Source organism: Stackebrandtia nassauensis DSM 44728 (assembly GCF_000024545.1).
GTDB lineage: Bacteria > Actinomycetota > Actinomycetes > Mycobacteriales > Micromonosporaceae > Stackebrandtia > Stackebrandtia nassauensis.
This window is the reverse complement of the sequence record NC_013947.1, coordinates 2,682,513-2,706,042: the sequence shown is the minus strand read 5'-3', so window position 1 is coordinate 2,706,042 and position 23,530 is coordinate 2,682,513. Positions and strand designations below refer to the sequence as shown.

Annotated in this window: 21 protein-coding genes; 5 read left to right on the top strand and 16 right to left on the bottom strand. The window is 70.2% G+C overall.

Going from position 1 to position 23,530, the window contains the following annotated elements; all coding sequences use genetic code 11:
* Window positions 1–3 precede the first annotated feature (3 nt).
* Both SNAS_RS12625 and SNAS_RS12620 read right to left on the bottom strand, forming a co-directional pair.
* Window positions 4–2,997, bottom strand: a complete 2,994-nt coding sequence (locus SNAS_RS12625; protein ID WP_013017814.1) for an NACHT domain-containing protein — start codon at window positions 2,995–2,997, stop codon at window positions 4–6.
* Window positions 2,998–3,052: 55 nt separating this feature from the next.
* On the bottom strand, window positions 3,053–4,999 hold the full coding sequence (locus SNAS_RS12620; protein WP_013017813.1) for a primosomal protein N': 1,947 nt from the start codon (window positions 4,997–4,999) through the stop codon (window positions 3,053–3,055).
* A 126-nt stretch (window positions 5,000–5,125) separates the two neighbouring features.
* On the opposite strand from SNAS_RS12620, the gene SNAS_RS12615 reads away from it, so the two are divergent.
* From SNAS_RS12615 to SNAS_RS12605, 3 genes are read left to right on the top strand one after another with little or no spacing between them, the layout of a single operon-like run.
* Entirely contained in the window at window positions 5,126–6,124 is a 999-nt protein-coding gene (locus tag SNAS_RS12615) for an aldo/keto reductase (protein WP_013017812.1), read from the top strand.
* Between the two features lies 1 nt (window position 6,125).
* A complete protein-coding gene (locus SNAS_RS12610; RefSeq protein WP_013017811.1) occupies window positions 6,126–6,716 on the top strand; it encodes a TetR/AcrR family transcriptional regulator in 591 nt (196 codons plus the stop codon).
* A gap of 2 nt (window positions 6,717–6,718) precedes the next feature.
* Window positions 6,719–7,462: a GNAT family N-acetyltransferase gene (locus tag SNAS_RS12605; protein ID WP_013017810.1), complete on the top strand. Its 744-nt coding sequence runs from the start codon at window positions 6,719–6,721 to the stop codon at window positions 7,460–7,462.
* 13 nt (window positions 7,463–7,475) lie between these two features.
* Here the strand turns inward: SNAS_RS12605 and SNAS_RS12600 are convergent, their stop codons facing one another.
* From SNAS_RS12600 to SNAS_RS12590, 3 genes are all read right to left on the bottom strand, one after another.
* Window positions 7,476–7,964: a glutathione peroxidase gene (locus SNAS_RS12600; protein WP_013017809.1), complete on the bottom strand. Its 489-nt coding sequence runs from the start codon at window positions 7,962–7,964 to the stop codon at window positions 7,476–7,478.
* A 63-nt stretch (window positions 7,965–8,027) separates the two neighbouring features.
* Window positions 8,028–8,702 (bottom strand): response regulator, encoded by a 675-nt coding sequence (locus tag SNAS_RS12595; RefSeq protein WP_013017808.1) that lies wholly within the window; start codon window positions 8,700–8,702, stop codon window positions 8,028–8,030.
* Window positions 8,699–9,949: a sensor histidine kinase gene (locus tag SNAS_RS12590; protein ID WP_013017807.1), complete on the bottom strand. Its 1,251-nt coding sequence runs from the start codon at window positions 9,947–9,949 to the stop codon at window positions 8,699–8,701. Before SNAS_RS12590 ends, SNAS_RS12595 begins: the two co-directional genes overlap by 4 nt.
* A gap of 144 nt (window positions 9,950–10,093) precedes the next feature.
* Here SNAS_RS12590 and SNAS_RS12585 point away from each other — a divergent pair, with 144 nt between their 5' ends.
* Window positions 10,094–10,816 carry a DUF998 domain-containing protein gene (locus SNAS_RS12585; protein ID WP_041624823.1) on the top strand — a complete coding sequence of 241 codons (723 nt, stop codon included), beginning with the start codon at window positions 10,094–10,096 and terminating at the stop codon, window positions 10,814–10,816.
* On the opposite strand, the gene SNAS_RS32715 is transcribed toward SNAS_RS12585, so the two are convergent.
* A complete protein-coding gene (locus SNAS_RS32715; RefSeq protein ID WP_144300472.1) occupies window positions 10,733–11,962 on the bottom strand; it encodes an Hsp70 family protein in 1,230 nt (409 codons plus the stop codon). The two genes, SNAS_RS12585 and SNAS_RS32715, sit on opposite strands and share 84 nt — an antisense overlap.
* A 127-nt stretch (window positions 11,963–12,089) precedes the next feature.
* Between SNAS_RS32715 and SNAS_RS12575 the strand changes: the two genes are divergently transcribed.
* Window positions 12,090–12,668: a DUF3000 domain-containing protein gene (locus tag SNAS_RS12575; protein WP_013017805.1), complete on the top strand. Its 579-nt coding sequence runs from the start codon at window positions 12,090–12,092 to the stop codon at window positions 12,666–12,668.
* Here the strand turns inward: SNAS_RS12575 and SNAS_RS12570 are convergent.
* The 10 genes from SNAS_RS12570 to SNAS_RS12525 are packed head-to-tail and all read right to left on the bottom strand — an operon-like array spanning window position 12,658 to window position 23,451.
* Window positions 12,658–13,386, bottom strand: coding sequence for a VOC family protein (locus SNAS_RS12570; protein ID WP_013017804.1), 729 nt, complete (start codon window positions 13,384–13,386; stop codon window positions 12,658–12,660). The two genes, SNAS_RS12575 and SNAS_RS12570, sit on opposite strands and share 11 nt — an antisense overlap.
* A 28-nt stretch (window positions 13,387–13,414) precedes the next feature.
* Window positions 13,415–14,437: an allantoicase gene (gene alc, locus SNAS_RS12565; RefSeq protein ID WP_013017803.1), complete on the bottom strand. Its 1,023-nt coding sequence runs from the start codon at window positions 14,435–14,437 to the stop codon at window positions 13,415–13,417.
* A gap of 4 nt (window positions 14,438–14,441) precedes the next feature.
* A complete protein-coding gene (gene allB / locus SNAS_RS12560; RefSeq protein ID WP_013017802.1) occupies window positions 14,442–15,749 on the bottom strand; it encodes an allantoinase AllB in 1,308 nt (435 codons plus the stop codon).
* Complete coding sequence (locus SNAS_RS12555) at window positions 15,749–16,906, bottom strand: glycerate kinase (protein ID WP_013017801.1); 1,158 nt, start codon at window positions 16,904–16,906, stop codon at window positions 15,749–15,751. The genes allB and SNAS_RS12555 overlap by 1 nt, the downstream gene beginning before the upstream one ends.
* A 4-nt stretch (window positions 16,907–16,910) precedes the next feature.
* Window positions 16,911–18,623: a glyoxylate carboligase gene (gcl, locus tag SNAS_RS12550; protein WP_013017800.1), complete on the bottom strand. Its 1,713-nt coding sequence runs from the start codon at window positions 18,621–18,623 to the stop codon at window positions 16,911–16,913.
* 3 nt (window positions 18,624–18,626) lie between these two features.
* Complete coding sequence (locus SNAS_RS12545) at window positions 18,627–19,559, bottom strand: 2-hydroxy-3-oxopropionate reductase (RefSeq protein ID WP_280101509.1); 933 nt, start codon at window positions 19,557–19,559, stop codon at window positions 18,627–18,629.
* Window positions 19,560–19,599: 40 nt separating this feature from the next.
* Entirely contained in the window at window positions 19,600–20,397 is a 798-nt protein-coding gene (locus SNAS_RS12540; protein ID WP_013017798.1) for a hydroxypyruvate isomerase family protein, read from the bottom strand.
* Window positions 20,394–20,774: an allophanate hydrolase-related protein gene (locus SNAS_RS12535; RefSeq protein ID WP_013017797.1), complete on the bottom strand. Its 381-nt coding sequence runs from the start codon at window positions 20,772–20,774 to the stop codon at window positions 20,394–20,396. Before SNAS_RS12535 ends, SNAS_RS12540 begins: the two co-directional genes overlap by 4 nt.
* 44 nt (window positions 20,775–20,818) lie before the next feature.
* Window positions 20,819–21,976 carry an XdhC family protein gene (locus SNAS_RS12530; protein ID WP_013017796.1) on the bottom strand — a complete coding sequence of 386 codons (1,158 nt, stop codon included), beginning with the start codon at window positions 21,974–21,976 and terminating at the stop codon, window positions 20,819–20,821.
* 23 nt (window positions 21,977–21,999) lie between these two features.
* Window positions 22,000–23,451 (bottom strand): NCS2 family permease, encoded by a 1,452-nt coding sequence (locus tag SNAS_RS12525; RefSeq protein WP_013017795.1) that lies wholly within the window; start codon window positions 23,449–23,451, stop codon window positions 22,000–22,002.
* Window positions 23,452–23,530: the final 79 nt, after the last annotated feature.

Sequence of the window (23,530 nt, the reverse complement as noted above, 5' to 3'; positions counted from 1 at the left end):
GTATCAGTCCTCAAGGGCTGGCACGGCGCGTACGCAGGCCGGACGGATCACCTCGGTGGGTGCGATGTCGCCGGTGATGCGGGCGTGCAGGACCGCGACGCCGCGGGCGCAGGAGCGCAGCAGGGCGGCGGTGTCGGGTTCGTCCATGAAGGTCGCGGCGGCCGAGGCGGCCAGCAGGCCCAGGCGGGCGGCGCGGGCCTTGGCGTTGTCGTAGGGTTCGCGGCGTTCCAGCATCGGGGTCAGGTCGGCTCGGACGTCGCGCACCACCCGGCGGCTGACCGCGCCCAGGGTCGCGTGGTCGTCGGCGGGTTCGCGGGCGACGGCTTCCTGGGCGCGGTCGAGCATCGGGCCCAGTCTGCCGGGGTAGAGCGGGACGTCGTCACTGTCGTCGGTGGTCAGTCCCATGAGGAAGATGTCGAAGCTGGCCAGGGCGCCGGGGACTTCGTCCGGTGCGGTCATCCACGGCGTCAGGAACAGCGAGTAGGCGCGGATCAGGGTGTGGTCGTGGCGGGCCGGGGTGCGGTGCATGCCGCCGTGGCGACGGAACAGCCTGACCCGGTCGGTGGTCTCGATGCGTCGCAGGCCGGGCGATTCGGGGGCGTCGGGGTCGACGATGACTCGGGACGACACTCCCTGGCGCACCTTGATGAGGGCGTAGCGCAGCGCGTCCTCCAGTGGCCGGTCCGGGTCGGTGCCCTTGTCGTAGGCGCGGGCGATCGTGTAGGCGTGTTCGAAGTTGATGGTGTGGTCGAAGTCGTTGGCGAAGGTGTTGCCGGTGCTGAGCGTGTCCTTCCTGGCGGCCCGCAGGTAGGCCAGCGCGATGAGGAGGTAGACCGGGGAGTCCCAGCGGTCTTCGAGCACCGACGCGGCGAAGCGGACGTTGTCCAGTGTGAAGGGTGAGTCGATCCCCTCGGGACAGAACAGCCGGATCTCCTCGTCGTCGCGAGCCCACACCGGTTGCTGGATCAGGCCGGAGTCCCTGGCGTACAGGGCTTCCAGCTCCCAGACACTGGGCAGCCGGTAGTGGCGTTCGTCGCCGTAGAAGTCGTCGGCCCACGCGACCAGGCCGGTGGCGTCGCGTTCCCACAGGCCGTGGGCGGGGTCGCTGTCGGCGGGGGTGCCGCGTTTGAACTCCGGCGCCAGCAGCTGGCCGCGTTCGCGTTCGGATGCCTCCCAGTGCAGCCGGATGAGTTCGTGGCTGAACGGGACCCGGCAGATGGAGGCGGACTCGTCGACGGGGATCAGGTCGTCGCAGCTGCGGCGCACCTTGGTCAGCAGGTGGACCGGCAGGCCGTCGGCGTCGGTGTTGCCGGGGCGTTCCAGCTGGCGCAGCCGCTGGGTGAGTTCGCGGCTGAGCCGGTGGGCGACCTCGGCGCACTCGTAGGCCAGGTCGATGGCGTGGCCCGTCATCGAGTCCAGGCAGGCGGCGACGATCGGGCTGGCGTCGGAACTGGCGCACCACAGGGAAAGGACCTCGCGCCAGGCTGGATCGTCGACGTGTTCGACCAGCAGCGCGACGTCGTCGGGACGGTCGTGGGACAGCACCGAGGCGGTGAGGTACTCGCGGAAGGTGCTGTGCGGGAAGCTGTAGCTGTCGTTGAGGTCGGGAACCAGCAGTCCGTCGTGGACCAGGTCGCGCAGAAAGTCGTCGGCGACGACCTCGCCGGGATAGTCGCGCTGTGCCTCCTCAATGGTCTTGGCGGCGTCGTGGAACGACAGTTCGGTGCGTTTGCCGCGGGTCATGGACAGCGCCAGCCGTCCCAGCAGTTCCCGCTGTTGCTGGATCGAGATGCTCCACTCGGCCGAGGATCCCTTGACCTGGCGGCGACGCAGCAGCATGTCGCACATCTCCTGGTACAGCTCTGCCCGGCTGCCGGGCAGTTCCCGGTTGTACTTGTGGACGTTGGCGATCATCGTCAGCAGCAGCGGCCGGGAGGCCAGGTCGTAGAGTTCGCGGCGCCGGTCGAACTGGGCCTTGAGGTCGCGGTATTCCTTGTCGGCCTGTTCGGCGACGTCGGCGGTGCCCTCCTGGGAGCTGCGTTTCTCCATCTGCAGGAACCAGCCGCGCAGGAACCGCAGGATCGTCTCGACGGTGAAGGGCAGCAGTTGCAGCCGGACGTGTCCTTCGAGGTTCCCGTCGTCGAAGCCGTGCGGGCGGGAGGTGACGACGAAGTCGTTGCCCTCGAAGATCTCGATCTGGCGGCCGATCCACTCCATGACGGTGAACCTGTCGGCCTCGCCGACGATCTCGTCGACGCCGTCCAGCAGCACCAGGCAGCGACCGCGTTCCAGTTTGCGGCGGATCCATTCCGGCGGCAGGTCGCGGGCCCACGGCTGCTGCCGGGCGGCGTCCAAAAGGGAGTAGGCGGTCGGTGCGGCCTTGATCTCCTCCAGGTGTTCGCGCAGGTAAAGCAGCACCGGCACCCGGCGCGGCAGCCAGGGTTGCCGCTGGCACTGCCGAAACGCGGTGCGGCGCAGCATCGAGGTCTTGCCGGAACCGGCGGCGCCGGTCACGGTGAAGATATTGGCCTCGTCGTTGCGCAGGAAGTACTCCAGCGGCCGGGGTTCGTCGGTCTCCCAGCTGGCCCGCAGTTTTCCACTGTGCTTCTTCATCCACTGCTGGTCGAGGCTGACCTCCACATAGACGTCCTGGAGGATCGGGCCGAAGGGGTCGAGGGTCTTGACGCCGTGCAGCGGGCGGCGCTGGCAGTGGGCGCTGAGTTTGCGGGCGTAGCGGGCCCGGAAGGTGGGCCACACCGAGATGATGCGGCCGCGCAGGGCCGAGGCGAGCCGGTTCTCGGTCTCGGCGATGGCCTTGGCGATGACGCGGGCGGCGAAGCCCAGCAGGACGGAGCCGAGCACGATCGCGGCGAACCACAGTGGATTTCCGGCGACCAGGGACCAGGCTTGCCGGATCGTGATGACGCCAGCGGGAACCAGGGCCACCAGGGCGCCGATCGTCGTGGCAGCCTTGCTGGTCGGGGGGTCGTCGGACACCGTGCCTCCGCGTGCCGGGGTTACGACCAGCCTACCCAAAGCTGAGAGGCCGGGATCACAGCAGTTCGCGGGGGTCTATTTGGACCCGGACGGTTCCGGGTTTCTTCTTGAGGCTGCGGGCCGCTGAGGCGTCGTGCAGCGCTTTGGCCAGCGAGGGTCCGTCGCGGCGGGGCACCCGCACCAGCAGCCGTTCGGTGTTGTCGTCCAGCGGGACCGGCCCGAGGGTCTCGATGGTGTCGGGCGGTCGGGCGGTCGCCATCAGGTCGGCGATGGCGGCGGGTTCACCCGTCAGGGAGGCCATCCGGATGGCCGGGGGGAATCGCAACTCGGCGCGGGCGGCCAGTTCCCGTCCGGCGAACCAGTCCGGGTCCCAGCGCATGAGCGCCTGCACCACCGGCAGACCGCCGTCGGCCACGGCCACGACGGTGCCGCCGGCCGAGGCCGGGCGGGCCAGGGCGGCGGCCATCGACCAGCGCCGCAGCGTCTCCTCTTCGGCGCGCAGGTCGGCGCGGTTCATCAGCGCCCACGCGTCCAGCAGCAGCACCGCACCGTAGCCGCCCTCGACGGCGGGTTCGGCACCCGGAGTGGCCACCACTATGGAGGGACCGGGTTCGACGGTGTCGAGGATCTTGTCGCCGCTGGAGGCGTGGACGGCGACCCCGGTGAAGGCGCGGCCCAGTTCCTCGGCGGTGCGGGCCGCGCCGACGATGAGGGAGCGCAGGCCGGTGTCGCCGCATTCGCCGCAGCGGTAGTCCTCGGCGGCCTGACCGCACCAGCGGCACTGCGGTGGCCGGGTCGAGGACGGCAGCCCCAGTGGACCGTGACAGTGTGGACAGTGGGCCTTGGTGCGGCAGCGGCGGCAGGCCACGGCCGGCAGGTAACCGCGTCGCGGTGTCTGGACCAGTACCGGGGTCTCGGCGCGTAGTGCGGCCGCGGCGGCCTGCCAGGCGACGGTGGGCAGCCGGGCGGCGCCGGAGTCCGGGTCGGCGCGCAGGTCGGCCTCGTCGCCGACCGGCACCACCCGGGGCACGGCCGAGCGCAGCGTGTCGCGGGGAGCCGCTATCGGTGTGGCCCAACGGGACTCGATCAGCAGCTGCCCCTGGACGGTGCGCACGTATCCGGCGACCAGCGCGGCGCAGTCGCTGTGGGCCGAGCGGGTCAGCAGCACCTCGCGGGCGTGCGGATAGGGGGCGTGCGGTTCGGCGTGCGAGTCGTCGCCGTCGTCCCAGATCGCCACCAGGCCCAGGTTGGGGACCGGCGCGAACATCGCGGCCCGGGTACCGGCGACCACCGACACCGCGCCCCGGCGGGCCGCCAGGAAGGCCCGGTACCGCTTGGCGGGGCCCTGGGCGGCCGACAGGCACACGTGCCGGTCCGGTCCCAGCACATAGGTCAGTGCGGCGTCGAGCCGGTCGAGGTCGCGCTGGTCGGGCATGATCAGCAGCGCGCCCCGGTTGGCGGCGGCGGCCTCGGCGGCGGCCTCGGCCAGTCGTTTCGGCCACTCCTCCCCCGGCAGCACGTCCCACACCGCGCGCGGTGACTTGCCCTCGGCCAGCGCGGTCAGGAACGCCTCGCCGTGTTCGTAGCGCCGCCACGCGGCCCGGGGCGGGGCCGCGACGGGGCCGCAGCGTTCCCGGGGAGCGTCCTTCTCCACTTTGGCCTGCCGGGGCGGGACCGCCAGCCGCAGCACGTCGGACAGGTTCCCGGCGTAGCGGTCGGCCACGGCGCGGGCCAGTCCGGCGACGTGCCGGTCGAGCACCGGTTCGGCGGAGACGAGTTTCTCGATCGGGTGGAGTTTCCCGGCGAAGTCGGTGGAGGTTCCCAGTTCGACGACGAAGCCGGACACCAGCCGGCCGGCGAACCGCACCTTCACCCGGCAGCCGACGGCCAGCTGCCGCACCATTTCGTCGGGGATGCGGTAGTCGAAGAGCCGGTCCAGGTGTGGCAGCGGCGAGTCGACGCACACCCGGGCCACGGGCTGCGGTGGGGCGTCGAACAACATGCCCTCTTTGTACACGGTGGGTGTGACCAGGAGCGAACCCCGTCACTGTCAACTGACAAAATTTGCAATTTGTCAGCACTTTCGCTATCGTCGAAACGAGCATCACCGACAGTGAGAGGAAAAGTCATGAAACAGCGGCAACTCGGCAGCACCGGCCCGACCGTGGCGACCCTGGGACTGGGGCTCATGGGCATGTCCGACATGTACGGTCCCGCCGACGAGACCGAGTCCATCGCCACCGTCCACGCCGCCCTGGACGCCGGGATCAACCTGCTGGACACCGGCGACTTCTACGGCTCCGGCCACAACGAGCTGCTGTTGAGCCGGGCGCTCAAGGGCCGCGACCGCGACCAGGTCGTCATCAGCGTCAAGACCGGCGCGCTGCGCGACCCGGCGGGCGGCTTCGTCGGCGTCGACACCCGGCCCGCCACGCTCAAGAACGCTTTGGCCCAGACCCTGCGGAAACTGGACACCGACCACGTCGACATCTACCGGCCCGCCCGGCTCGACCCGGCCGTGCCCATCGAGGACACCGTCGGAGCCATCGCCGAACTCGTCAAGGAGGGATACGTCCGCCACATAGGTCTGTCCGAAATGGGGTCGGACACGCTGCGCCGCGCCGCCGCGGTGCACCCGATCGTCGACCTGCAGATCGAGTACTCACTCATCAGTCGCGGCATCGAGACCGGGGTCCTACCCACAGCGAGGGAACTGGGCATCGGCATCACCGCCTACGGCGTGCTGTCGCGCGGCCTGATCAGCGGCCACTGGACCAAGAGCCGCGAGAAAGGCGCGAGGGACTTCCGCGCCCACAGCCCGCGCTTCAGCGGCGACAACCTGGACCGCAACCTGGCCCTGGTGGACGCGCTGCGCGCCGTCGCCGAGGCCAAGGGGGCGACCCCGGCCCAGGCTGCCATCGCCTGGGTGGCGTCGCGGGGTGAGGACATCGTCCCGGTGATCGGCGCCCGCCGCCGCGAACGGCTCAGCGAATCCCTTGGGGCGCTGGACCTGGAGCTCGACGCGGCCGACCTGGCGGCCATCGAGGCGGCCGTGCCCGTCGAAACCGTCGCCGGTGAGCGCTACGATGCGCATCAAATGGCCTTGCTGGACAGCGAACAGGGATGACATGAAGCCGAGTGGTCCACTCACGTCGGACCGGATACTCGAAGCGGCGGAGGACGTCCTCCGCCGCTTCGGTCCCGACAAGACCACCGTCGTCGACGTGGCCCGGCAGCTGGGTGTCAGCCACGGCAGTGTCTACCGGCATTTCCCCAGCAAGGTCGCGTTGCGCGACGCGGTCGCCGAGCGCTGGCTGGACCGGATCTCGCGACCGCTGGCCGACATCGCCGCCAGAAGCGGCCCGGCCGCCGACCGGTTGCGGGAGTGGATGCTGCGGCTGGCCACCGCGAAACGCGAGCTGGCGGGGTCCGACCCGGAACTGTTCGCCACCTACTTCCGGCTGACCTCCGAATCGCGGGGAGTCGGTGCGGCGCACGAGGAACATCTGGCCCGGCAACTGTCGGGGATCATCGCCGACGGGGTTCGTGCCGGGGAGTTCACGGTGGACGATCCCGAGCGCAGCGGCTGGGCGGTGTTTCGGGCTTCGGCGCGTTTCAACCATCCGCTGCACGCCGCCGAGTGGAACCGGCCGGGGTTCGAGGCCGACCTGGCCGATCTGTGTGACCTGCTGCTGCGGGGACTGAAAACGGAGGGCTGACGTTGGAGACGATTCGGATCGTCCAGGAGGCGGCGGCCCGCGCAATGCCGCCCGACCACGTCGAATGGCTCGACGGCTGGCTGCTGCGGTACACGACCAGCAAGTCCTGGTGGGCGGGAAGCGTTCTGGCGCATGGCGAGCCCAGCTCCGGCGAAATGATGCGGCGCATCATCGCCGCCGAGGAGTTCTACGCGGGACACGGCACCGCCGCGCGGTTCCAGATCTCGCCGCCGGTGAGTTCGCCGGGGCTGGACGACGCGCTGGCCGCACGGGGGTACGGCCGCAGCGGTCAGATGTCGTTGCAGTCCGCCGACACGGCGACGATCGTCGGCAACGCCCCGGACACGCCGCTTCGGATCGTCGTGGACGAGAAGCCCACGTCGGCCTGGTTCGACGTCTGGCAAACCACGCACGATGTTGATCCCGCTGCGGAGCGGGCGATGTGTGAGCGGGTGCGGCAGCCGGTCGGATACGTCCGTGTGTTGGCCGACGGCGAGGCCATCGCGGTCGGCCGCGCGGTCGCCGACGACGGCTGGGCCGGGGTGTTCGGCATGGCGACCCTGCCCGCCGCGCGCGGCAAGGGCGCGGCCCGCACCGTGTTGGCGGCGCTGGCCGAGTGGGCGGGCCGAAACGGCGCGGACCGCATGTACCTCCAGGTCGAAGGCGACAACGACGCCGCGCTGCGACTGTACGGGCGCATGGGTTTCCGCGAGCTCTGCGGCTACCACTACCGGATCGCGCCGTGACCGCCGTCCGGAACTAGCTCGGCAGCTGCGCCTCGATCGCGGCCAGCAGTTGCGGGTCGTCCGGCGTGGTCTGCGGACGGAACCGCGCCACCGGCTTGCCGTCGGTGCCCAGCAGGAACTTCTCGAAGTTCCACTGCACGTCACCGGCTTCGCCGTCGGCGTCGGGAGTGCGGGTCAGCTCCTCGTAGACCGGGTGCCGGTCGGGGCCGTTGACGTCGATCTTGGCGAACATCGGGAAGGTGACCCCGTAGGTCGTGGAGCAGAACTCGGCGATCTCGTCGGCGGTTCCGGGTTCCTGGCCGCCGAACTGGTTGCAGGGGAAGCCCAGCACGGCGAATCCCTTGCCGGACAGCTGTTCGTGGAGCTTCTCCAACCCGTCGTACTGCGGGGTGAGGCCGCAGCGGGAGGCGACGTTGACGACGAGCAGCGCCTTGCCGCTGTAGTCCGCCAGCGTCGCGGGCTTACCGTCCAAGGTGTTGAGTGGAATGTCGTAGATGCTCATCTGACCGAGACTGCCACACGAAATCGTCCGGACCCGAGCGCCGGTCGCGCGCCGTGTCGAGGATTACCGGTCCTCCCCCGCCGTCACCAGGCCGGTCTCGTAGGCGCACACCACGGCCTGGGCCCGGTCGCGCAGGCCGAGTTTGGCGAAGATCCGGCCGACGTGGGTCTTGACGGTCTGCTCGGCGACGACGAGTCGGCCCGCGATCTCGCGGTTGGACAGGCCCCGGGCGATGAGGGTGAGGATCTCGGTCTCGCGGTCGGTCAGGGACGCGAGCGTCGCGGACGTGGCGGTGGCTTTCGGCCGGGTGCGGGCGAACTCGGCGATGAGGCGGCGGGTCACCGACGGGGCCAGCAGCGCCTCCCCGGCGGCGATGACGCGCACGGCGGCGGTCAGGTCGTCGGGTGGCGAGTCCTTGAGGAGGAAGCCGCTGGCGCCGATGCGCAGCGCCTCGTAGATGTAGTCGTCGATGTCGAAGGTGGTGAGCATGAGGACCTTGGGGCGGTACTCGGTCTCGTTGCCGCCCAGGAGACGGCGGGTCGCCTCCAGTCCGTCCATTTCGGGCATCCGAACGTCCATGAGGACGACGTCGGGGTGGTGCTGCCGACTCAGTTCGAGGGCGAGCAGGCCGTTGGCGGCTTCGCCGACGACGTCGATGTCGGACTGCGCGTTGAGCAGGGCGGCGAAGCCCGCGCGGACCATGGCCTGGTCGTCGGCGATGAGCACGGTGATCGTCATGGCTGTTCCCCGTCGGGCTCAAGAGGGATCCGGGCGTGTACGGCGAAGCCGCCTTCGGCGGTGGCTTCGGCGGTGAGTTCGCCGCCCAGCAGGACGACGCGTTCGCGCATACCGGTGAGACCGTAGCCGCCGCCGGTCCCGGTCGGGTCGGGGGTGGCGGGCGGCGGTTCGTTCTCGACGTCCACGAGCAGGGCCGTCGCGGTGGTCGCGACGGTGACGGTGGTGGCCGCGCCGGGAGCGTATCGCACCACATTGCTCAGTGCTTCCTGGACGACCCGGTAGCCGGTCAGAGCGACGGCATCGGACGGGGGTTCGGGGACGTTGACGGTGAGGGAGACCTCGATTCCGGCTCGCCGCACGGATTCGGCGAGTTCGGGCAGCCGGTCGAGGTCGGGTTGGGGAGCGGTCTCGGCGGCCTCGTTCTCGCCGCGCAGCACCCCCAGCAGCCGCCGCATCTCGGTCAGCGACTGCCGTGCCTGCCCGCCGATGGAGCGGAACTCGTCGCGGACGTCCTCGCGCAGTTCCGGCAGCCGGTACTCGGCGGTGGCGGCCTGTACGGAGATCACCGACATATGGTGCGCCACGACGTCGTGGAGTTCGCGGGCGATGCGGGCGCGGTCCTCGAGTTGTTCGCGGCGGGCGCGTTCGGCGGCGGTGAGGCGTTCCTCCTCGCCGATGCGGCGCTGGGCACGGCGGGTGGCCCGCACGGCCAGGCCGATCGCGGCAGCGGCCACCGACAGCAGCGACACCAGGGTCAGGTTCTGCGCCGCGGTCTCGGTGTTGAAGCGGGAGCTGGCCCACAGGACGAGCAGGAAACCGACCGACCAGGTGCCGACGGCCGCCCGGACGCGGCAGTCGCGGGCGACACCGAACTGGACGATCAACAGCGCGAACAGTCCCGCGACCGTCCACGGCCACGGTTCGCCGGTCCGGACCGGGGTCAACAGCGCGGTGGCGACGAAGGTCGTGTTGAGCAGCAGCCACGCCAACACCGGATGGAAACGCGCCAGCACGATCGACGCCGCGTTGGCCACGGCCAGCGGAAGCGCCAGCCAGCCGACGGAGTACTCGGAGCGCAGTACCTGGTTCTGGACGAGGAGCATCAGGACGGCGAACGGCACCGAGCCGGGGCCGAACAGGGCCAGCAGCGTCCACGGTGAACCGCGCCAGGACGGGTCGCCGACGCGACCGGTGTCGATGAGGACGCTGAACGTCCGTCGCACCCACTGGTCGTTGGCGGTGGTCATGGTGACCAACTTAGGACGAACACCGGGCGGATTGCCTCAACCCACGGAGCCAGGTCGCGGCGGCGGTGTCACCCCCGGGTATGACGGGCGAAGTCGCTTCGCGGGTTGATGGCGGCCGGGCGGAACGAACTTAGCGTCCGGACCATGACGAAGACACGTGTACTGGCCTGGACGGCCGTCGCCGGTGGGGCCACCGGCCTGGCCAGTTTCGCGGCACTGCACCTGTTCATGGCCGATCAGGTCAGCCCGCTGCGCGACCCGGTCAGCGGCTACGCGTTGGCGGCGCCGGGGAGCGTCCTGTTTCCGTTGGGGGCGTTCGGGTTCGCGGTGGCGTGCGCGGCGCTGGCGGTGAACCGGGCACGGCCGCCGTGGCCGGGCGTGGTCCGTTCAGGGGTGGTGCGGCCGCTGTTGGGCGCGGCTTCGGTGATGTTCGTGCTCGTGGTGCTGTTTCCCACCGACTCCGGGGTGGCGGTGTCGTCCTTCGGGGGGCAGGTGCACCGCTACGCGGCCGGGGCGGCGTTCGTGTTGATGACGGTCGTCGGTTACGCCGGGGCGCTGCGGCCCGGTGACGCCCGGACGCGGCGGTGGCTGGTGGTGTTGACCGCGGTCAGCGCGGCGACGCTGCTGGTCACGACGCTGAACACGTTCCTGCCGGAGCTGGCCGATGGCGGGCAGTGGCGGGGCATGCCACAGCGGGTGCTGCTGGTGGTCCAGGCGCTGATGATCTTCGTGATGGCGGCGGCCACGGCACGGCGGCGCGGGGAAGGCGTTCGGGTCTCGCGCTCACAGCGCTTTCATGTCGTCGACCTTCCAACCGCCGTGGCCGAGCACCATCGTCAACGTCACCCGGGACTTGTCGACTCTTGATCCCTCGATATTGGAGTTGGTGGTGGTCTGGTTGACGAAGACCAGTACTTCCACGGCCTCACCGGTGTTCTCGACGATCCCGATGTCGACGACCTCGGCCTCGATCGAAGCCTTCTCACTCTCGGCGGTGGGACGCAGGTCCTCCATGTTCTGGACGTACTCCCTGCCGAAGCCTTCGGTGGTGTACGACTTCGCCTCGGTGATGGAGGCGTCCATGTCCTTGTGGTCGTAGGACAGGAGCGCCTCGGCCGCGGTCCCGGCGTCCCGCTTGACGTCCGCAGTGGATTCGGGATCGGCGGGGGCGGCGATCGTCGCGTTGGCCACGGCGGTGACGGTGACGAACACGAGCGCGAAGGCCGCGGTGATCCCCAGGATCACGGTGGCGAGCCGCCGGGGCGGCTTCATCGGGGCCGCCGGTCCCGGCTGTGGGGTCCCGGACACGGGGATGAGCGGCGGCGCTCCCGGACCGGGCAGCGCGTGGACGTCGAACAGCGCGCCGTGCGCGGCGGCGAGTTCGGGCTGGTCGACGACGAACGGCGGGCGCCCGAAGACACGCTGGACGGTGTCGGTCGCCAGCGGCGAGCGACTGGCCGCGCCGATGGACATCACGGTCGCGACCCGTTCGGCGGGCACTCCCGCGCTGCCGAGCACGGCCTGGCCCACCCGCACGGCCGACTCCACCGGCATCGCGGTGGCGTCCGGTGCTCGCGCGTCGTCGGCGGCCAGCACGGCGAAGCCGCCCGGGGTGTGCGACAGCACCGCGGCGGCGAACCCGGTTTCGTCGAAGTCGGCGACGAACACCGTCGCGCCGACCGGCAGCGCGTGGCCGAGCACGTCCACCAGGTACCGGGTGGCCGCGACCGGGGCGGGCAGCAGTGTCGGTGCGCCGAGGCCGGCGTCCCGCGCATGTTCGGCCACTTCCAGGCGTTTCGTCGGTCCCCAGCTGGCCGGGTGGGTGATCGTCACCGACGCGGGCGGTTCCGGCATCGTGCGGGCGCACGCGTCGCGGACCTGGGCCAGGGTCGCGGGCAGCGACGGCGGTGAGTGGTCGGACAGCAGTGTCTCGACCGTGCCGTCGCCGCGACGGATCATCGCGATCGTATGGGAGCTACCGATATCGACGACCAGTACGCCGGGGGTGGTCATGGCAGCATGATAGGCGAACCCGGCGACACCGTCCACAAGATCGTCGGCGGCGGCATTATGGACTTTCGCGTCCGTCCGGCGCGCCGCGGCCGGTGTGTCGCCTGTCACCGCCATAAAGTGTCTCACCGTGGCTGCCACGACCGCGGTTAACGAACCGGCTCCGGACACCTTCGTCCGGGCCGTGAACCAGTTGCGCTCGGGGGCGGTTCGCGCCCGCATCACCATCGCCGAGGCGACCGCGCCCCGGCACATCGCGCCCTATTCGTTCGCGCTCAGCGCGGACGTCGATCCTCCACAAGGGTTCAAGGCGGAGGGGCGGTTGATCCTGTTGCACGACCCGGACGGGCACGACTCCTGGAACGGGACGCTGCGGCTGGTGACGTACCTGAGTGTCGATGTGGACCTGGAGATGGCCAACGATCCGATGTTGTCGCCGGTGGCGTGGTCGTGGCTGCTGGAGGGTCTGGGCGCCTGCGACGCCAGGTTCACCGCCGCCGGGGGCACGGTCACGTGCACGACCTCGACCCGGTTCGGGGATCTGCGGGATCCCCGGGACTTCGGGGCCGATTCGGAGGCGGTGCTGGAGTTGCGGGCGTCGTGGACGCCGTGCGGGGACGACCTGGCGGCGCACACGCGGGCCTGGCAGCGGCTGTTGGCGGCGGCGACCGGGTTGCCGCCGGACGAGCAGGCGCCGTTCAGTTCGTAGCCGGGCGCAGGGCGAGGCCGTCGACGGTGGTGGTCGGCGGGTTCCCTTCGGCCAGCAGGAGTGTGGTGATCTGGTCGGCCTCGCCGGGGACGAAATGGACGGTGGCGCCGGGCAGCGGGACGGCCGCGGTGTCTTCGTCGCGGGGGACGCCGGTCAGTTCGCTGAGCCAGGTGGCGGCCTCGTCGGGACGCGGGGTCTCGATGACGATGCCGGTCAGGTCGTGGGTGCCGCGGTTGACGCGGTCGGCCGCGAGCTTGGTCCAGATCTCCTCGCGGGACGGCGTGTAGGTGATGAAGAACGGTGCCCATGGTGGAGCGTCGGTGAGGATGGCCTCGCGGAAGCTGACCGGGGAGCCGTCGAAGCTGAAGGTGGTGACCTCGACGTCGTGGCCCTGCCGACGCAGCCGCTCGGCGGTGGCGTCCACGTCGGTGACGTTGACGGCGAAGTTCAGGGCTCCGCCGCCGTCGCCCATCAGCCGGTCGATCGTGGGCATCCAGCCGGTGGTGGCCTTGCCGAACGCGGAGGGCGCGAACAGTTCACGATCCACGATGGTCAGTATCTCGACGTAGCGGACGTCCAGCAGCCAGGCGCCGTTGTGGAAGCCCTCGAAGGGTTCGTTGGCGTGGGCGGGAAGACCGGCGGCGCTGTACTTCGCGACCGTCGCCTCCACATCGGGCACACAGTGCAGCAGGTGGTCGAAGGCCGGGGATTCCGTCATGCGAGTTAGGCTACCCTAACTTCGCGCGTCAGGTCGCGGACGTCAGTGTGAGATACCTCCTCTCGATGTCGCGCAATGCCTCGGCGGTCAGTTCGCCGAACAGCCGTAGCCGGGCCATGCCGCCGTCGGGGTAGATGTCAAGGCGCACATGGGTCGCGGGGCGCGCGTCCTCGACGGCGAACCGGTGCGGGGTGTCGGGTTGCAGCCGGGTGCGGCCCAACAGGTCGAACCAGGCGGACTCGTCGTCCATGTCGGCCCCGGCGGCGGCGTCGAAGCCGCGCAGCGCCGCCGCGCCGGGGGCGTTGAACTTCAGGTGGGTGGTGTCCAGTTCGGCCACCGCGATCACGCCGCGACCGGCGAGTTTCACGGTCAGCCAGTCGTTGCCGTCGTCGCGGCGGCGACCGGTCTCCCAGCCGTCGGCCTGCGAACTGGCGTTGCCGGGCATGATGGCGCCCCAGGGACGGGAGTAGAACGAGTCGCTGGCGGCCACGACCCCGCCACCGTTGACCAGCGCGGCCAGGTCGAGCGGGAGCCTGGTGAACAGCGCCGGGTCCGGTACGGGTTCGCCGTGGACCCGCAGCCGCGCGATACCGCCGTCGGGGTGCATGTTGAGGCGTACGTGGGTGACGTGCCGGGGACTGTCCACCTTGTAGTGGTTCTTGGTGTGGCCGCTGGCCTGGCTGCGGGGAACCAGTTCACGCCAGTCGGCCTCGGCGAGTTCGGCGGGACCGGGATAGCCGCCGAGGGTGCAGCCCTCGACGGAGACCTCGGGCGGATAGTTGCCCTTGAAGAACGCGGTGTCGACGACGACGCCGTGGACCAGACCGGGCACGCCCAGCCGGATCAGCGCCCAGTCGTGGCCGGGTTCGCGGCGGCGGCGGGTCTCCCAGCCGTCGTAGATCTGTCCTTTGTTGCCGAAGTCGTGGGGCGTGTAGACGGGTTCGGGATCACGGACGAGGCACTCCTTCTCGGCGAAGGACTCGTCGTTGGCGGCCAGCACGGCCCCGCCCAGGGAACGGACGGCCAGGTCGGGGAGATCGGTGAACTGCATGGGGCTACTCCTTGGACAGCAACCGCCCGTGAGGGGTCGCGCCGACCGGTCGACCGCGCAGCCAGGTGGCGGTCACGGTGCCGGTCAGTTCGCGGCCCTCGTAGGCGGTGATGGGGTGACGGTGGTGCAACTCGGCGCCGCGTACCCGCCAGCGCCGTTCGGGGTCGAAGACGGTCAGATCGGCGTCGTTGCCGATCGCGATGCTTCCCTTGCCGTGCAGCCCGACCAGCGACGCGGGCGCGGTCGCCATCCAGGTGGCGACATCGGACAGCGAATGCCCGCGTTCGCGGGCGGCGGTCCAGATCAGCGACAGGCCGAGCTGGACGGAGGCGATGCCGCCCCAGGCGGTCCCGAAGTCGCCTTGTTTGAGTTCGGGCGGGCACGGGGAATGGTCGGACACGACGCAGTCGATGAGGCCGTCGGCCAGTGCCGTCCACAGTGCCTCACGGTTGGCGGCGTCGCGGATCGGCGGGCAGCACTTGAACTGGGTGGCCAGGTCGGGGACCTCGGCGGCGTCCAGCACCAGGTAGTGGGGGCAGGTCTCGGCGGTGACGGGCAGCCCGGCATGGCGGGCGGCCCGCAACTCGTCCAGGGCCTCGGCGGCCGACAGATGCAGAATGTGGACCCGGGCGCCGGTGTGGCGGGCGGCGTCGATGACCTGCCGGATCGCCGCCACCTCGGCGCCGGACGGCCGCGAGGCGACGAAACCGGCGAAGTCCGCGCCCGCCGGGGCGGCGTCCAGCATCCCGGGTTCCTCGGCGTGCACGATCACCAACACGTCGATCCGTGCGGCCTCGGCCAGCGCGCTGTGCAGCCGATCGGGGTCCAGCGGCGGGAACTCGTCCACTCCGGAGTGCGCGGTGAAGCACTTGAACCCGAACACCCCGCTGTCGTGCAGCGGTTTGAGGCGGCCGAGGTTGGCGGGAATCGCGCCGCCCCAGAAACCCACGTCGGTGAACACCTGGCCGTCGGCGGCGGAACGCTTGACGCCCAGAGCTTCGGGGTCGACCGTTGGGGGCAGGCTGTTGAGCGGCATGTCCACGATGGTGGTCACTCCCCCGGCGGCAGCGGCCCGGGTCGCGGTGGCGAAGCCCTCCCAGTGGGTGCGGCCCGGCTCGTTGACGTGCACGTGGGTGTCGACGAGCCCGGGCAGGAGCGGGAGGGTGCCGTAGTCCTCGTCACGATGGGCGGGAAGCGGGGCGTCGTGGGCGGCGATGTCGGCGATGCGGCCGTCGGTGATGGCTATGGCGGCGGGATGTTCGCCGTCGGGCAGGATGGCGCGGCGCGAGCGCAGGACTACGTCGTGGGTCATCACGAGCTCCTCGGTGCGGTCGGATTGTGGGCCGGTGCCGCGAGTAGGTCGGCGGCGATGTGGGTGGCGATGCGTTCGAGCAGTGGGCCAGCGTCGCGGATGGAGCGTTGGAGGTCGGGCTCCAGGTCGGACAGCTGGTAGGCGGCGGTGAACCCGGCTTCAACCAGTTGGGCGCTGGTTAGCTCGCACACTCCGGAGACGGCGATCGTGGGCACTCCCGCACGGGTCGCGGCGGCGGCGACTCCGGCGGGAGCTTTGCCGCGCATGGTCTGGGTGTCGAGGCGACCTTCGCCGGTGATGACGAGGTCGGCTCCGACGAGCCGTTTGTCGAAGTCCACGAGCGACAGCACGAGCTCGATGCCGGAACGGAGCCTGGCATCGAGGAAAGCCAAGACGCCGTATGCGACTCCCCCGGCGGCTCCGGCGCCGGGCGAGTCGGCCACGTCCACGCCCAAGTCGCGGCGAACCACCTCAGCGAAGCGTGCCAGCCCCGCCTCCAGTACCGCCACATCGGACGGGGACGCGCCCTTCTGGGGCCCGTACACGGCGGCGGCCCCGTTGGGGCCCAGCAGCGGGTTGTCGACGTCGCAGGCGACGGTGACCTCGATGTCGCGCCAGGCGTCGGGGACTTCGGCGGCGTCGATGCTGGCCAGGTCGCGCAGCGCGGCGCCGCCGGGTGGGAGGTCGCGGCCGTTGGCGTCGAGGAGGCGGACGCCGAGGGCTTGGAGCATGCCCGCGCCGCCGTCGGTGCAGGCGCTGCCGCCGACGCCGAGGACGACGTGGCGGGCCCCGCTGTCGCGGGCGGCTCGCAGCAGTTCGCCGGTGCCCCGGCTGCTGGCGCGCAAGGCGTCCAGCGGCCGGGGCGAGAGGACGAGGCCGGAGGCTTGGGCCAGCTCCACGACCGCGACCGCCGCTCCAGAGCTAGAGCTAGCCCACATCGCGTCTACGAGGGCTCCGAGTGGGCCGGTGACTCTGGTCCACTGTGCTTGGTAGCCGGACGTGACCATCGCCGCGACGGTGCCGTCGCCGCCGTCGGCCACCGGGACGCACTCGACGTCGGACCCTTCCGTGCGGAGTCCGGCCGCCAAGTGCGCCGCGACCTCGGCAGCCGACAGCGAGCCCTTGAACTTGTCCGGGGCGACGACGACACGTCTCATGGCCTCAGCCGATCGGTTCGGGTTCGATGATCGCGTCGATGGCCTTGCCGCGCGCCGAGTTGGCTTCGCGTTCGACCATGACCTCGACCAGCACCGGACGGCTGGTGGCAGCGGCTTCCTTACGGGCCCAGGTGATCGCCTCGGCGATGTCGCCCGGCTCGAACACGCGGCGCCCCGCGCAGCCGTACGCCTCCATGATGGCCACGTTGTCGGCGCCGTACTCGTCGTAGTGGATGTCCACTTCGTAGTTCATCTCGTACTCCAGCTCGGCCTGCCGGATCAGGCCCAGGTACTCGTTGTTGAGCATGACGAGCACGAACCCGACGTTGTACTGGGCCGCGACGGCGAGCTCCTCGACCAGGAACTGGAAGCTGTAGTCACCGACGACGCCCACGACCTCAGTATCGGACTGTCCGGCCGACTCCAGGGCCTTCTTGACACCGATCGCGGCCGGGATCTCCCAACCGAGCGGCCCGGCCTGGCCACACACCTGGTAGTGCCGTGGCTTGTGGACCTTCTGGTACATGCCCGACCAGATCTGGTACAGCCCGATAGCGGTCACGAAGTACGTGTCGGGCCCGAAGGCCGCGTTGATCTCGGCGAACACGCGCGGCGGTTTGATCGGCACCGCGTCGTAGTCCAGCCGACGCTCCAGTGTGCCCTTCAGCTCCGTGATGCGGGCCGTCCAGTCGGGACGTTTCGGCACCGTGTCGCGGGCGCGGGCCAGGTCGCGCAGCGTCCGCAGGAAGATCTTCGCGTCCGAGACGATCCCCAGGTCCGGCCCGAACACCTTGCCCAGCTGGGTGGGCTCGATGTCGACGTGGATGAACTTCCGTTCGCCCCGGTAGACGTCCAGCGCGCCGGTGTGGCGGTCGCCGAACCGGGCCCCGACCGCCAGCACCACATCGGACTCGAGGAACGACTGGTTGGCGTAGCGCTGGGTGGTCTGGACGCCGGTCATCCCCGCGTTGAGCCGGTGGTCGTCGGGCAGCGCGCCCTTGCCCATCAGGGTCACCTGCACCGGGATGTCCAGCAGTTCCGCGACCGCCAGCAGTTCGTCGGAGGCGTCGGCCGTGATAACGCCGCCTCCGGCGAGGATGAGCGGCTTCTCGGCCGCCAGCAACAACTCCAGTGCCTTCTCGACCCGGGGCAGGTGCGGCTCGACGCTGGTAACCGGCAATGGTGAGTCGATCGCCGGGTCCCATTCGATGAGCTGCTGTTGCACGTCCAGGGGCAGGTCGATGAGGACCGGGCCGGGGCGTCCGGACCGAGCGATGCGGAACGCCTGCCGGAAGATCCACGGCGCCTGCGCGGCCTCCTTGACCTGCACCGCCCACTTCGTCACCGGGGCGGCGATGTCGACGATGTCGACCGCCTGGAACGCCTCCTGGTGCAGTTTGGCCAGTGGGGCCTGGCCGGTGATGCACACCATCGGGATCGAGTCGGCGATCGCGGTGTACAGGCCGGTGATCATGTTGGTCCCGGCCGGTCCGGAGGTGCCGATGGCGACGCCGACCTTGCCGTTGGTGCGGGCCCAGCCGTCGGCCATGTGGGTGGCGCCCTCCTCGTGCCGGACGATGAGGTGTTTGATCCCTCCTTTCTGTTCCATCGCGTGGTACAGCGGCAGGATCGCGGCTCCGGGGCAGCCGAACGCGATGTCGACTCCCTCGCTCTTGAGCACTTCCACGACCGCCTGCATGACTGGCATCTTCGCCATGGTCTATGTCTCCTTCCGGTTGTTGAATCCCTCGATGACCGCCAGCAGGGCGGAGTGGTCGCGGTCGCCGAGCCCCTGGGCGCGGGCGGCGGCGACGAGTTGGGCGACGGCCGCCGTCAGCGGCAGCGCGACCTCCGCGCCCCGGGCGGCGTTCTGGGCGATGCCCATGTCCTTGTGGTGCAGGTCGATCCGGAAACCCGGGTCGTAGGAGCGGTTGACGAAGTTGTCCATCTTGCGGGTCAGGACGGTGGATCCGGCCAACCCTCCATTGAGGACCTCTAGTCCTAGTCGCGGGTCGACACCGCTGGCCTCCATCAGCACCAGCGCCTCGGCGTTGAGCGCGATGATGCCGCCGACGAGCAGCTGGTTGGCGGCCTTGACGACCTGCCCGGCGCCGTGGGGTCCGACGTGGACGACGGTCTTGCCGAAGGCGTCGAAGACGGGGGCGGCGGCCCGGAAGTCGGACTCGTCACCGCCGACCATGATGGACAGGACACCTTCGACAGCGCCCGCCTGGCCGCCGGACACCGGGGCGTCCAGTACTCGGACCCCACGTGCCTTTCCAGCTTCGGCGACGGCCTGGGAGGTCTGCGGGCTGACGGTGCTCATGTCGATGAGCAGGCTGCCGGTCTTCGCGTGGGCCAGGACGCCGTCCTCGCCGAGCACGGCCGTCTCGACGTGCGGGTCGGCGGGCAGCATCGTGATGACGAGGTCGGCGCCGTTGACCGCCTCGGCGATGGAACCGGCGGCCTTGCCGCCGCCCGCGGCCAGCGCGGCCGTCGCGTCGGCGGAGAGGTCGAAGCCGTGCACCTGGTGCCCGGCGTCGACGAGGTGTTTGGCCATGGGCGCGCCCATGATGCCCAGTCCGATGAATCCGATGGTCGTCATTGCTGTTTCCTCTTTCGTTCGTGGATTAAGGCAAGGAGGTGCCGACACGACGTCGCGAAGCGACGCGAGTGACGGTGGTGGTCGGGGGTTACTGCCGGTGTTTCTCCATCCAGCCGAGACTGTCGGCACTGGCCACGGTGGGCTTGTATTCCAGGCCCACCAGGCCGGAGTAGCCGCGCACGTCGAGGTCGTCGAACAGCGCGGCGAAGTCGAAGGTTCCGCTGCCGGGTTCACCCCGGCCGGGGACGTCGGCGATCTGCACGTGCCCGATCCGGTCGAAGTGGACGGACAGCACCTCGTCGAAGTTCTCCCCCATGCGGGCCAGGTGGTAGAAGTCGGCGAGGAACTTCAGGTTGGCGGAACCGACCCGGTCCAGGACCGCGATGACGTCGGTCGAGGACGTCAGCGGGTAGCGGGGGTTCTCGATGGAGTTGACGGCTTCGACGAGCACCACCGCGTCCTGTTTGGCGGCGGCAGCAGCCGCCAGTGCCAGGTTCTCGGCTCCCAGCGCGTCCTGAGCATTGGGGTCGACGCCGTCGACGCGGTTGCCGTACAGGGCGTTGAGTGCCTTGCAGCCCAGGCGATCGGCGATGCCGAGCGCGATGTCGATGTTGTCGCGAAACGCCGCCGATTCGGACGGGGAGGACAGCAGTCCCCGGTCGCCGCCCGGCATGTCCCCGGCGGCGAAGTTCAGTCCGGTCAGCTGGAGTCCGGCGTCGGTGACGGCCGAGGCGAACGCGTCTACTTCGGAATCCGAGGGTGTCGGGGTCGGGAACGGCCACCAGAACTCGCAGGCTTCCAGCCCGGCCGCCCGTGCCGCCGCGGGCCGCTGGAGCAGCGGCAGCTCGGTGAACAGGATGGACAGGTTGGCGGTGAAGCGGGTCATGAGGTGATCTCCTGGTAGTTGTTCCACGAACCGAGGTCCGAGATGTCGGTCAGTGACGGGTGGCCGCGCAGGTTGCGGCGCAGCACCATGGCCAGACAGGGCTGCCCGTCGGCGAGCCGGATGACGCCCAGTTCGAGTTCCTCGGGCTCGGCGGGCAGCAGCGAGTCGTGCAGGACGTCCAGTGACACGTCGTACACCTCCCCCACCACGGCGTGGCCGTGGTCGTCGGTGGGATCCATGGCGGGGAAGCGATCCCCGACGGAGTAGAAGCGGTACTCGGGCGCCGAGCGGGTCTCGGCCACCAGCGGGGCGCCGCACAGTTTGTCGTGCAGCGGGCCGCCGCGCATCGCGCCGCCGTTGAGAAACATGTGGACCATGAGCTTGCTCCTTAGGGGATCGGGGGTTGGGATGCCGTGAGGGGTCAGGCCGCTTCGACCGCGCCGCCGCGGCCGCGGTGGATGGGGACGTCGGTGGCCGACAGGAAACCGCCGTCGGCGTTGTTGCGCAGCGCCACGATCTCGGCGGCGATGGACAGCGCGGTCTCCTCGGGGGTGCGGCCGCCCAGGTCGAGGCCGATGGGCGAGTGCAGTGCGGCCAGTTCGGTGTCGGTGACTCCTTTTTCGCGCAGCCGCCGGACCCGGTCGCGGTGGGTGCGTCGCGAACCCATGGCGCCGACGTAGCCGAGCGGCAGCCGCAGCGCGCGTTCCAGCAGCGGGATGTCGAACTTGGGGTCGTGGGTGAGGACGCACACGGCGGTGCGTTCGTCGATGGTGGTCGCGTCGAGGTAGCGGTGCGGCCAGTCGACGACGACCTCGTCGGCTTCGGGGAACCGCAGCTCGGTGGCGAAGATCGGGCGGGCGTCGCACACGGTGACCCGGTAGCCGAGGAACTTCCCGGCCCGCACCACGGCGGCGGCGAAGTCGACGGCCCCGAAGACCAGCAGCCGGGGCGGGCTGGGGTAGGTCTCGACGAGGACCTCGCCGATGCCGGTGTCGAAGCGGCCGAAACCGCCACGCGCCAGGAGCTCGCGGGCCTGCTCGGCAGCGGCGGCGTCGACGTCGGCCGCGCCGAGCGAGCCGATCACCGTGTCGGCGGTGGCGTCGCCGAGCGAACCACTGGCGGCCTGGCAGTCCGGCCGCTCGGGAGTGGCGGCCTGGTCGGTCACGGCCAGCGCCCGTCCGGCGCCGGGGCCGGAGATCGCTCGGGCCACGGCCACGGAACGGCCCGCGAGGATCGCGTCCACTGTGGCCAACAGTGCGGGGTCGCCGGGTTCGACGCGGGTGACGAAGACGGTGACGGTGCCGCCGCAGGTCAGTCCGATCGCGAAGGCGTCCTCGTCGGAGTAGCCGAAGCTCTCGATCCGCGACTCGCCGGTCGCCAGGACCTGTTGGCACAGTTCGTACACCGCGCCCTCGACGCAGCCGCCGGACACGCCGCCGACGGCGGTCCCGTCGGCGTCGACGGCCAGCGCGGTGCCGATGGGGCGAGGAGCCGAACCGGCGACATCGATCACCGATGCCATCGCGAAGTGCCGTCCGGTCCGCAACCAGTCGGCGAGTTCGGCGGCGATGTCACGCATGTCCGGCTCCTTCCATAATGGTGCTACTGCACCAGTCTCTCGATCGTGTGTATTCCGAAGTAGGCGACGAAGACCAGCGACACGATCCACAGCAGCCAGCCGGGTTCGCGCCACTTGCCGTTGACGGCCTTGATGACGACGTAGGCGATCACCCCGGCACCGACCCCGGCGGTCACCGAGTAGGTGAACGGGGTGATGGCCAGGATCAGGAACGCCGGGATGGCGATCTCGGTGTTCTTCCAGTCGATGTTCTTGGCCTGGGCGCACATGAGACCGCCGACCAGGACCAGCGCGGGGGCGGCGGCCTGCTGCGGGATCACGGTGGCCAGCGGCGCGAAGAACATCGCCAGACCGAACATGCCGCCGGTGACCACACTGGCCAGACCGGTGCGGGCGCCGTCGCCGACCCCGGCCGCCGACTCGACGAACACGGTGTTGGCCGAGGAGGACGTGATGCCGCCGAAGGTGGCCGCGGCGCCGTCGATGGACAGCACCCGTCCGATGCCGGGCAGCTGGCCGTCCTTGTCGACCAGTCCGGCCTCGTCGGACACCGCGATCACGGTGCCCATGGCGTCGAAGAAGCCCGACAGCACCAGCGTGAAGACGAACACGATCAGTGACACGAAGCCGATCTGGGTGATGGCGCCGATGACGTCGACCTGCCCGAACAGTGAGAAGTCCGGGGCCTGCGCGACCTTCTCGGGCATCGCCGGGGTGACGACCCCCCAGATCTTCGATCCAAGGTGGAGCGTCGACTCGATGATGATGGCCAGCACCGTGGCCACCACGACGCCCAGCAGCACCGAGCCGGGGATCTTGCGGGCCCACAGCGCGATGATGATGAGCATGCCGACGACGAACACCACGATCGGCCAGCCCTTGAGGACGCCGCCCTGGCCCAGCGTCACCGGCACCGAGGTGCCGTCGGCGTCGGGACGGCGGGTGACGAAACCGGCGTTGACGAGTCCGATGAGGGCGATGAACAGCCCCAGGCCGACGCCGATGGCGTGTTTGAGGTCGAGCGGGATCGCGTTCATGATCATGGTGCGGACGCCGCTGGCGGCCAGCAGCACGATCACGAGGCCCTGGATGACGACCAGGCCCATGGCCTGCGGCCAGGTGACCTGCGGGGCGATCTGGTAGGCGACCACGGCGTTGACGGTCAGCGCGGCGGCCAGTGCCAGCGGCACCCGGCCCAGCGCGCCCATGACGAGGGTGGCCACGAACGCCGAGAACGCGGTCATGGTGGTGACGCCGACGACCGACAGTGACTCGCCGTTGACGTCCTTGGCGCCGGACAGGATCAGGGGGTTGAGGGCGATGATGTAGGCCATCGCCATGAAGGTGGTGAGGCCACCGCGGACTTCGCGGCCGACGCTGCTGCCGCGTTCGGTGATCTGGAACCACCGGTCGAACCAGCCGGGCTCACCACCGGATTTGGGGCGGGTGGCGGCCCTGGTTGTACTGCTGCTCATGAATAACTCCCACTTTTTGTGTGAATCTTTCGGGCGTGTCGACCGTGCGAGCGGGAGCAAGTCAGCGGTCGACCGTTCA